Annotated in this window: 11 protein-coding genes; 1 reads left to right on the forward strand and 10 read right to left on the reverse strand. The window is 39.3% G+C overall.

Going from position 1 to position 8,735, the window contains the following annotated elements; translation table 11 throughout:
• Positions 1-143 precede the first annotated feature (143 nt).
• Genes PCY07_RS10220 through tmk form a run of 7 tightly spaced genes read right to left on the reverse strand, consistent with a single transcriptional unit; the run spans position 144 to position 4,295 of the window.
• On the reverse strand, positions 144-497 hold the full coding sequence (locus tag PCY07_RS10220; protein WP_003013024.1) for an arsenate reductase family protein: 354 nt from the start codon (positions 495-497) through the stop codon (positions 144-146).
• Between the two features lie 5 nt (positions 498-502).
• Complete coding sequence (locus PCY07_RS10225) at positions 503-994, reverse strand: methylated-DNA--[protein]-cysteine S-methyltransferase (protein ID WP_003017529.1); 492 nt, start codon at positions 992-994, stop codon at positions 503-505.
• Entirely contained in the window at positions 978-1,559 is a 582-nt protein-coding gene (locus PCY07_RS10230; protein WP_301356702.1) for a GNAT family N-acetyltransferase, read from the reverse strand. Before PCY07_RS10230 ends, PCY07_RS10225 begins: the two co-directional genes overlap by 17 nt.
• A gap of 17 nt (positions 1,560-1,576) precedes the next feature.
• Entirely contained in the window at positions 1,577-2,434 is an 858-nt protein-coding gene (gene rsmI / locus PCY07_RS10235) for a 16S rRNA (cytidine(1402)-2'-O)-methyltransferase (protein ID WP_049488520.1), read from the reverse strand.
• A 2-nt stretch (positions 2,435-2,436) separates the two neighbouring features.
• Entirely contained in the window at positions 2,437-2,757 is a 321-nt protein-coding gene (yabA, locus tag PCY07_RS10240) for a DNA replication initiation control protein YabA (protein WP_003005416.1), read from the reverse strand.
• 9 nt (positions 2,758-2,766) lie between these two features.
• Positions 2,767-3,660, reverse strand: a complete 894-nt coding sequence (locus PCY07_RS10245) for a DNA polymerase III subunit delta' (protein ID WP_195412344.1) — start codon at positions 3,658-3,660, stop codon at positions 2,767-2,769.
• Entirely contained in the window at positions 3,657-4,295 is a 639-nt protein-coding gene (gene tmk, locus PCY07_RS10250) for a dTMP kinase (protein ID WP_021153665.1), read from the reverse strand. The genes PCY07_RS10245 and tmk overlap by 4 nt, the downstream gene beginning before the upstream one ends.
• Before the next feature lie 149 nt (positions 4,296-4,444).
• On the opposite strand from tmk, the gene PCY07_RS10255 reads away from it, so the two are divergent.
• A complete protein-coding gene (locus PCY07_RS10255) occupies positions 4,445-5,332 on the forward strand; it encodes a YitT family protein (protein ID WP_301356699.1) in 888 nt (295 codons plus the stop codon).
• Positions 5,333-5,375: 43 nt separating this feature from the next.
• On the opposite strand, the gene PCY07_RS10260 is transcribed toward PCY07_RS10255, so the two are convergent.
• The 3 genes from PCY07_RS10260 to PCY07_RS10270 all read right to left on the reverse strand — a co-directional run bounded on the left by PCY07_RS10260 (position 5,376) and on the right by PCY07_RS10270 (position 8,501).
• Positions 5,376-6,032, reverse strand: coding sequence for a CBS domain-containing protein (locus tag PCY07_RS10260; RefSeq protein WP_155124705.1), 657 nt, complete (start codon positions 6,030-6,032; stop codon positions 5,376-5,378).
• A gap of 150 nt (positions 6,033-6,182) precedes the next feature.
• Positions 6,183-7,421 (reverse strand): MFS transporter permease, encoded by a 1,239-nt coding sequence (locus PCY07_RS10265; protein ID WP_301356697.1) that lies wholly within the window; start codon positions 7,419-7,421, stop codon positions 6,183-6,185.
• A gap of 213 nt (positions 7,422-7,634) precedes the next feature.
• Positions 7,635-8,501, reverse strand: a complete 867-nt coding sequence (locus tag PCY07_RS10270; protein ID WP_301356696.1) for an Rgg/GadR/MutR family transcriptional regulator — start codon at positions 8,499-8,501, stop codon at positions 7,635-7,637.
• Between the last annotated feature and the right edge of the window lie 234 nt (positions 8,502-8,735).

The following is an 8,735-nucleotide window of genomic DNA, read 5'->3' on the forward strand; positions in this document are numbered from 1 at the left end:
AGCTCTTTGAAGCTTCGCCTTTGCTTTCTAAGTTCATAGATCTGAACTTTATCTTCATAAGTTAGTTTCATAATAAAAACACCCCAAAAGTTAGAATTTTTCTGTCTAACTTTTGGGGTGCAGTTCACAAACTCCCTTTTCTTTTACAAACCTAAGTCTGCGTATGGTTTCCGGTAGCCCACTTGAACAACTTTTCCATCTTTGACAAGCAAAGGACGCTTGATCAGCATACCGTCTGAAGCAAGGAGATCCGCCGCTTCTTTCACTGTCAGTTGATCCACCTTATCTTTCAAACCGAGTTCTCGGTATTTCATCCCGCTAGTATTAAAGAAAGACTTGATTGGCAGGCCAGAAGCTGCCATCCAGTCTTGCAATTCTTGGCTAGTCGGTGTTTCTGTGACGATGTTTTGGCTTTGAAACTCACATTGGAGACCGTCCAATTCTGATTTAGCCTTTCGACAAGTCGAACATTTTGGGTATTCAATAAAGGTATACATCGGTTTTATTTCTCCTTCCAGATAATTCCTTCATGGTGTAAGAGCCAGCGTTTGCGATCGAGTCCAGACGCATAGCCCGTCAGTTGTCCATCTTTTCCCATCACACGGTGACAAGGGACTAAGATCGTCAAGGGATTGCGTCCGACAGCCTGTCCTACGGCCTGGGCTGAACCACAAGAAAGAACCTGGGCAAGCTGGCCATAGGTCCTGGTCTCACCATATGGGATCTCTCGCAATAACTGCCACACCCGCTCTTGGAAGGCTGTTCCTTGCGGTGCTAGTGGAAAACTGATAGCGATTGGATCTCCCGCAAAATAGTGGTCCAACCACTCCTTCACCTTCTCATGGTAGGGATGGATCTGCTCCAGCGCCCCATAGGGATCAGGCGCCTCCTCTTTCGGATCATAAAAATCAAGCTCTACAAGGCCTTCCTTACTGACAATGATCGAAAGAAGCCCCATAGGGCTTTCATAGAATTGTTTAAGATAGAGAGTCATTGTAGGCTGCTTCCGCTCTTTGGTCCCAGCGGTCCTCTTCTGAGACCACTTGGAATAGACTGGATTCTGCTTTTCGCTTGATCTTTTGATAAGCCAGACGGACTCCATCAATAGGGACCTTTCCACAATAATGGTAGCCCAATTTTTCAAGTAAATGCTGCATCACCACATTATCTGGGTGCGTATCGCAACGGAAATCCGGCCCTTTTTCCCCTTCGATTAAACCTTGAAGGAAGGTCTGAGCCACCCCTTTGCCAGCAGCTTCTTTGGCTACAGCGACGCGGTGAAAAGTGACATACATATAGTTGTCATGCTCCCACTTGCCATCGTAAATCTCATTATAGGCCGCTTCGTTGCCCTTGTAGACAGCTGCATAGGCGACAACTTCCTGATCTTCAACGGCCACATAGCCTCGACTTTCTAGAATATCCTCAAAAATGATCTCTTCATCTGGATAGCCATCCTGCCACTGGTCGACCTGTCTTTGAGCCAGGCTTTCCTTGGCATCTTGGATGATTTCCATAATTCGCTTAATCTCATTGGGATAAGCCATTCTAATTTCCATCCTGCTTCCAACCTTTCCTAGTCTTGATGGTATCGAGCATAGAGCTCACTCTTTTGCAGGCCGTATTGTTTGGCGACCTGTTTAATTGCTTGATTTTTCTTCATGCCCTCTTGGACCAAGGTATCGATCTCTTGGATCAAGTCGACCTCTTCTAGGTCTAGTTCTTCTTTCTTGGCTCCTTCGACAATCAAGAGGCACTCCCCTTTGAGGGGATTTTCTTCAAGAAATGCGACTAACTCAGAAATACTGCCACGAGTATATTCCTCGTAGATCTTGGTTAATTCACGAACCAGGACGACAGGACGATCCCCATAGACAGCCAACATATTCTCTAAGGTTGCCTTTACTCGATGAGGCGATTCATAAAAGATCTGGGTCTCCGGATAGGCCACTTTTTCTTGGAAAAAGGCCTTCTGTTGCCCCTCTTTGCGAGGCAGAAATCCATAAAAAATATGAGGTTGAGGGGCTAGGCCACTAGCAATCAAACCCGTTATACCCGCACTAGGACCAGGCACAGCTACGACAGGAATCTCTCGTTCAATCGCTGCCTTGACCAAATCATGACCGGGGTCAGAGATACTAGGAAGTCCTGCATCTGAGACTTGCGCCACATCCTTTCCGGATTCTAAATGGGCGATCAGATCAGGAATTTTCTCCATGGCATTGTGCTCATGAAAGCTGGTCTGGGGTGTCGTAATCTCAAAATGCTTGAGCAAGAGGCCTGTATTTCTAGTATCCTCAGCTGCGATCAAGTCCACATCCTTTAAGGTCTGGACCATGCGGTAACTCATATCCTCCCGGTTACCGATCGGTGTTGGGACCAGGTAAAGCACCCCAGTTTTCTTTTCCCCTTTAAAACTTCGTTGGATCTGCATGCTTACTCCCTAAATAACAACTCGTCACAAAACATACACTCTTCATCGTTCTCACGGCGTTGACCGTAGGAATAAGTGCAGATATGAAAACCGTCGTTGTAAATACGTTGCAAATTTTCACGGCCATGGTGTTGTGACTTTGCGGATGAAGTCTTCTCAACTTCCCCCAAACGCTCTCTCAATTTATCATTTTCTAAACGAAGAGCTGTATTTTCTTCGATGACTTGTTTCAAATTTTTCTTGATGGCTTCGACTTCAGCCAAGGTGACCAACAAATTCTGAGAGAAGCCGTCTAAAGCATCAAATAATTCTTTTTTATTCATTCTGACTCCTTAACTTTCTAAGCTCAAAACCATATATTCCAGAGCATTTTGAAAAGAAACATTAGCCTTCCACATCCTGCGAGCAAGACTCAATTTTCCCAGTAGCTGCTGGGATCTGTTCAAGCGCAACTGCTCTTCTAAAGCCAACTCCATCAAACGAAAGGCCTGGCTTTGTTTTTCCTTATCATCTGCTAAACTCACCAATCGAGTCACTTCCAAATAGGCACGATTCAAATTGGATTGACAACGTTCGATGAACTGATCACAAACTTTAGCCAATTCAAAAAACGTAGCATTCTTTTTTTGCTGCTCTGCCTCTTCGAGATTAAAACTAAAACGAGCTACTAAATTTGCCTGTGATTTGATCAAGCCTTCTTTTTCTAGCAGTTCGGTTAGGTAGGCTTGCTTTTTAGGAAAATGTACCTGCTGGGCCCGACTCTTGATGGTCGGTAAGATCAAGTTTTCATCGGATGTCAACAAGAAAAGATAGATCTCACTCTGGGGCTCTTCCATGACTTTTAAGAGAGAGTTGGCCGCATTAGTATGCATCTTATCCGCATCTTGGACGATAAAGACCTGTCGACTGCCTTCAAATCCTGATTGAGAAAAGTCTTGAACCAGCGAACGAATGCGGTCGGTCTTAATGATCTGGTTGACTGGACGCACGATCTTCACGTCTGAGAATTCTTCTTCAGCAATCAAGCGACAGGACCGGCAGTTGCCACAAGGCCAGACTCCCTGCAAATCTTCGCAAAATTGACTTTGAGCTAGCAAGAGGGCCATCTCAAAACTGGCAAAAGAGCCTGTAAAGAGATAAGCATGACTGAGCTGTTTGTGTTCTAAGATCTGGGTGAAGCGCTCCACCAATTCTGGCTGGAGCTGTTGGATCTCTTCAAGCTTCATTTCAATATCCCCAAGCGATTTTCTAAAACAGCCAAGACATCCGCAAAGACTGCTTCAAAGGATTGACTGGCATCGATTTTCACAATGCGCTCTGGTTCCTTTTCATACAAGGCCAAATAACCTTGTCTGACTTTTTGGTGAAGCTCCAATCCTTCCAAATCCAAACGATTGACTTCCCGCTCTTGGTTTTTGGCAATTCGAGCGAGCCCTTCTTCGACATCCAGATCAAAGTAAAGGGTGAGATCTGGTTTAAGACCATCTGTCGCGAATTGATTGAGCCACTCGATATCTTCCACACTCAGACCGCGACCATACCCTTGATAAGCGACCGAGCTATCAATAAAGCGGTCCATCAAGACAATCTTCCCAGCTGCAAGGGCTGGCAAGACACGTTCCACCAAATGCTGCCGACGACTAGCAATATAGAGCAACAACTCGGTCTTGGCATCCATACGAGTATGGTCTGGATCTAAAATGACTTGGCGGATCTTTTCTGCAATGTCTACACCGCCTGGTTCACGGGTTGTAATAAAAGGAATTCCTTTTTCTTCAAGTAGAGGCAAAACGGCTTCTAGGACCGATGATTTCCCCGCTCCTTCTGGACCTTCAAATGAAATTAATGTACCGTTTACCATAATATCCTCTTTCTAGTTTTCTACTTTTTATTTTACCAAAAATAAGGGTAAAAATCTTGTATTTTAGGAGAGAAAATTTTTCAAAGTCATTTTCATTTTTTCACTTTTTTGTTACAATGTTCTTATAAAGTTTTAGGAGACAACCTATCATGTTTAAATTTAAAGATATTCTGGCTATCATCTTGGGGGCCGGCATTTTTTCGTTTGGGATCTATTTTTTGGTCATTCCCTTTCACTTCTATGAAGGAGGAGCGACAGGGATTACCTTGATCACCTATTACCTCTTAAAAGTCCCCGTATCCCTGATGAACTTGCTGATCAATATCCCTCTTTTCATTCTGACTTGGAAACTGCTGGGCAAGAAATCTCTTTACCTGAGCTTACTGGGGACTTTCTCGGTTTCCGCTTGGATGGCGATTTTTGAAGCGATACCCCTCAGCCACCGCTACCATCACTTCATCTTTAACGCCTTTAAAGGAGATATTCTGCTTGCCTGTATCGCCTCAGGGGTTGTACTTGGTTTGGGGCTAGGGATTATCTTCAATGCTGGAGGAACCACTGGAGGAACAGATATCCTCGCTCGCATCTTTAACAAATACACTTCCCTCAGTATGGGAAAGCTCATGTTGATTGTAGATGCCATTGTTCTGATAACTGTTGTCGTTGTCTTCCAAGATGTCCGTACAGCTATGTATACCCTCTTCTTTATCCTGATTGACACCCTTGTGATTGACTTGATTGGAGAAGGTGGTTTTGCTGGAAAAGGCTTCCTTATCGTTACCTCTAAACCAGAAGAAATTGCCAAAAAGGTATCTGATGATCTGGGTCGCGGGATTACCTTTATCCGCGGGATGGGCTATTACAGCCGTAAAGATCTGGATATCGTCTACTGTGTCGTTTCACGGAATGAGATGAAACAAATGAAAGACATCATCAATCAGATCGATCCATTCGCCTTTATCACCATTTCTGAAGCCCATGAAATTCTCGGCGAAGGCTTTACTTTAGATAAAGAAAAACAACCCATTACCCGTTAATAGAAAAATCAGACTGGATTGCCATCCAGCCTGATTTTTTCTATTAAATAGCTTTTGCGGTTGTTCGAGTAATTTCATCGACTTTCAAACCGTTGACTTCAAATTTACTACGGATTCCTTCTAGATCTGTCACCCCATCAATTTGAACTTCGATAACCACACGATCGTCTTTTGTTGGGATATTGACTGTATTGGCGATGTTATATCCTTCTTCTACAATCAAGTGAATGATTTGTTCTAGAACGCCAACCTTATCTTCTGTCACAAAGCGAACACGAACTCCTTCTTCTCCATAACCGGATACTTCAAGGAAAGCACGGAAAATATCACGGTCTGTGATGACACCGGATACTTGGTCATTGTCCACGACTGGAAGAATTCCCACCTTGTTCTTATACATGAGGTAGGTCGCATCTTCTAAGCTCGCAAATTTAGAGACGGTAATGACATCGCGAAGCATGACATCTTTAACCTTGGTCTTGTTCAAGAGATAGTTCATCTCGAAAATAGACAAGCTTGTTGCTTTAGATGGACTTGCTTCTGCAATCGTACCTTCTGTCACCAAACCAACCAATTTATCGTTTTCAATGACTGGCAAACGGTGCAAACCTTGTTCGCGCATCAAATCTGCCGCGTGGGCAATTGTAGTATCTGGACTAATGTAAACCACTTTACGTGTCATAAAATCTTTAACAGCCATAACAAGTTCTCCTATGCTTTTATTAGTTTTATTATACTTGATTTTAAGAATGATTTCAAACGCTTTCAGCAGTTTTCTCTTGTTTTCAAAATTTAGAAAAATCAAACACACGTACCTTTTTATGCAACATTTAAATCTTGTAAACTAATCTTAGTCACTAGTAACCGATTTATTAGAAAATAAGGAAAGTACAAATACCACAATGGATAATAATAAGAATATACCCCAGGCAAACTGAGAGTTCCACATAGATAAACTTGTAAATAAAATAGTTGCTATTGGCATTGATAATACTGATATGACCTTAAAAAAACTACTAGTTTGTGCAAGAATATCCGGTGGAAGTTTTGCCATTAAGAGACTATTTAATTTGGGATTTACCTTACTACTAAGATACATCATGAATGCCAACACACTAAAGGAAATAATTTCCAAACTATTTATCCAACCACATATTCCTATGACTATTAATAATCCACTATCTATTTGAAGTATTTTAATAAGTGAAAGTTTAGAAAAATAATCATTAGGGGTCATTCCACCAATTAGGGCTGAAACAAATAATATTGTTTGAAGTAAAAACACCGACTGAGCAAAAGATAAACCAAAAGGAGTTATTTCTGTAAATTTCAAATTGTACATTATTAAAATAGCACTGCCTAGCGAATTTAATCCTAAAATTGAAAAAATCATTAGACCAAAACGTACTTTCTCTTGATATTTAAATATACTTTTACTATTTTTGTAAAGGTTCTTAAGTTGTGAGATAAACCCATTTTCTGGTGAATAATTAACTTCTGGATGTGTCAATTGTCTTTGGATTTTAAGCAATACCATCGATGATAATAAGAAACTTATAGCATTTATCGTAGCTAAAAAGAAGAAATTATTATGAGAAATCGTTAGTAACCAAACTCCCAAAGTTTGACCAGAAATCAAAGTTATTTGACTTATTACTTGATCAAAAGAGTACGCTTCCATCAGATCTTCTTCGGGAATGTGTGACTGAAACATAGGTAATACTAGGCCTCTTCTGTACTCTGCAATACAATCTGATAGGATGTTAATGAAACATACGATCGAGAAAACTAGCCATGAATTTTCTTTCGATAAGAACGCAACCATAATAAATAATACTGCTTGTATATATCCTAATAATAGCAACCACAATTTCTTATTCTTTGTTTTGTCAGCCTGCATTGCAATAAAAAGAGCACAAATCGTTGGAATATATTGTATAAAACTTGCTACACCAACCGCCAATTTACTATTCGCAATACTTGCTGCAAAAACTACAAAAACAAGATTATAAATGGTTGAACCTAAATCATCGAAGAAACTAGACAAGACCAGATTCCTAAAAAAAATATTTCTAAAAAAAACTTTCATCTGCTATACCTTTCTAGTAGAAACTTGATAGACATAACTTCATTCAAATAAAAAATATTTTTAAGTTTTTCAGAATTACTTTTTCTTTTATATGAATTAACAAAATATCGAAGTATTTAATTGTTATATCTAAATATAGTTTACTACTAAATTTTAAATATTTAACAGAGTTTCAAATATGAAATATCCTATCTCATACATCTGATCTTTTGCCTAATTTATATGTATCCCAAACTGGTCCAATTTTACCTCTAAAATATTAATCAGTTGACTATCACCAACAACTCGAAGAGACTCTATAAATTGTTTAATTTCCTTTTTAGAATTTTTTGACTTTAAGTAACCATTTACTAATTTTAAAAATTTTAACAACATGATTTCTAGCATATCATATGGGAAAAGAAGCTTTTCTAGCTCGAGTATAAACAATGGAACTTGAGTATCAATTTTTCTTAAAATCAATTCGCCAATTAAATTTATGTACGTTAATTTTAAAGAACTTAAATTGTGTTTAAGAAAATTATAATCTTTAGTCCTTTCCGCAAGCTGATCTCCAAAAAATAATAAATCTTCATCAGAAATTAAAGTCATGGTATTCCCAAATACATATAATTCAAACCATGTCCAAGATTCGATTGAAAATAGATAATCTACCAACACTTTTCTATCTTCTATATTTCTTTCATAGTTTTGATCTAATGAATGTATCGCATTTTCAATAATGAATGACTGAATTCTTTGATATCGATCCGTCTCTTCACTCTGTAATACTTCGGTTAATAGATACTCTAATCCTTTAATATCCTGTTTCAAAAATAAAGTGGATATCTTCTTACCTAAAATAATATCTTTAGGTAATTCATAATTATTTAATTTATGGCCAAACTCTTCAAAAGTCATGTGGATTGATTCTATCGCTATTAATAATTTATCAGCACTTAACATCGTTTGCCCATTTTCAAATTTAGACAATTGTGCTATGCTTAATCCTTTTCTAGCAACATCCTTTTGTTTTAAGCCTCTGGTAATTCTTAGTTCCTTATATAATTCACCCAATTGAATTTTTCGATCTATATGCATAACTTATAATCCATTTCAGTCATTAGTAATTACGTTTATTTTACCAAATTAATAAAGGAAATTATATATTTTAAATTATTTTACTAAGAAAAAATCTTAGCCAGTAAAAATCATGACCACCCGTCAAACGGGTGGTTTGTACCAGGGCTATAAGCCCAGATAACTAGCCAGCGCCTAAAGACGCTGGCTTTCACTTTGTTCAAGCCTTATTGCATTTGACTCGTCACAGACCTC

It is taken from the genome of Streptococcus sp. SP1 (genome assembly GCF_030440005.1).
In the GTDB taxonomy this organism is placed as follows: domain Bacteria; phylum Bacillota; class Bacilli; order Lactobacillales; family Streptococcaceae; genus Streptococcus; species Streptococcus parasanguinis.

Bases quoted from the DNA above. Each gene is read 5' to 3' on its own strand.
- PCY07_RS10245 (WP_195412344.1), bottom strand. From the start codon at position 3,660: ATGAAGCTTGAAGAGATCCAACAGCTCCAGCCAGAATTGGTGGAGCGC.
- PCY07_RS10225 (WP_003017529.1), bottom strand. From the start codon at position 994: ATGACTCTCTATCTTAAACAATTCTATGAAAGCCCTATGGGGCTTCTT.
- PCY07_RS10265 (WP_301356697.1), bottom strand. From the start codon at position 7,421: ATGAAAGTTTTTTTTAGAAATATTTTTTTTAGGAATCTGGTCTTGTCT.
- tmk (WP_021153665.1), bottom strand. From the start codon at position 4,295: ATGGTAAACGGTACATTAATTTCATTTGAAGGTCCAGAAGGAGCGGGG.
- PCY07_RS10260 (WP_155124705.1), bottom strand. From the start codon at position 6,032: ATGGCTGTTAAAGATTTTATGACACGTAAAGTGGTTTACATTAGTCCA.
- yabA (WP_003005416.1), bottom strand. From the start codon at position 2,757: ATGAATAAAAAAGAATTATTTGATGCTTTAGACGGCTTCTCTCAGAAT.
- rsmI (WP_049488520.1), bottom strand. From the start codon at position 2,434: ATGCAGATCCAACGAAGTTTTAAAGGGGAAAAGAAAACTGGGGTGCTT.
- PCY07_RS10220 (WP_003013024.1), bottom strand. From the start codon at position 497: ATGTATACCTTTATTGAATACCCAAAATGTTCGACTTGTCGAAAGGCT.
- PCY07_RS10255 (WP_301356699.1), top strand. From the start codon at position 4,445: ATGTTTAAATTTAAAGATATTCTGGCTATCATCTTGGGGGCCGGCATT.
- PCY07_RS10270 (WP_301356696.1), bottom strand. From the start codon at position 8,501: ATGCATATAGATCGAAAAATTCAATTGGGTGAATTATATAAGGAACTA.
- PCY07_RS10230 (WP_301356702.1), bottom strand. From the start codon at position 1,559: ATGGAAATTAGAATGGCTTATCCCAATGAGATTAAGCGAATTATGGAA.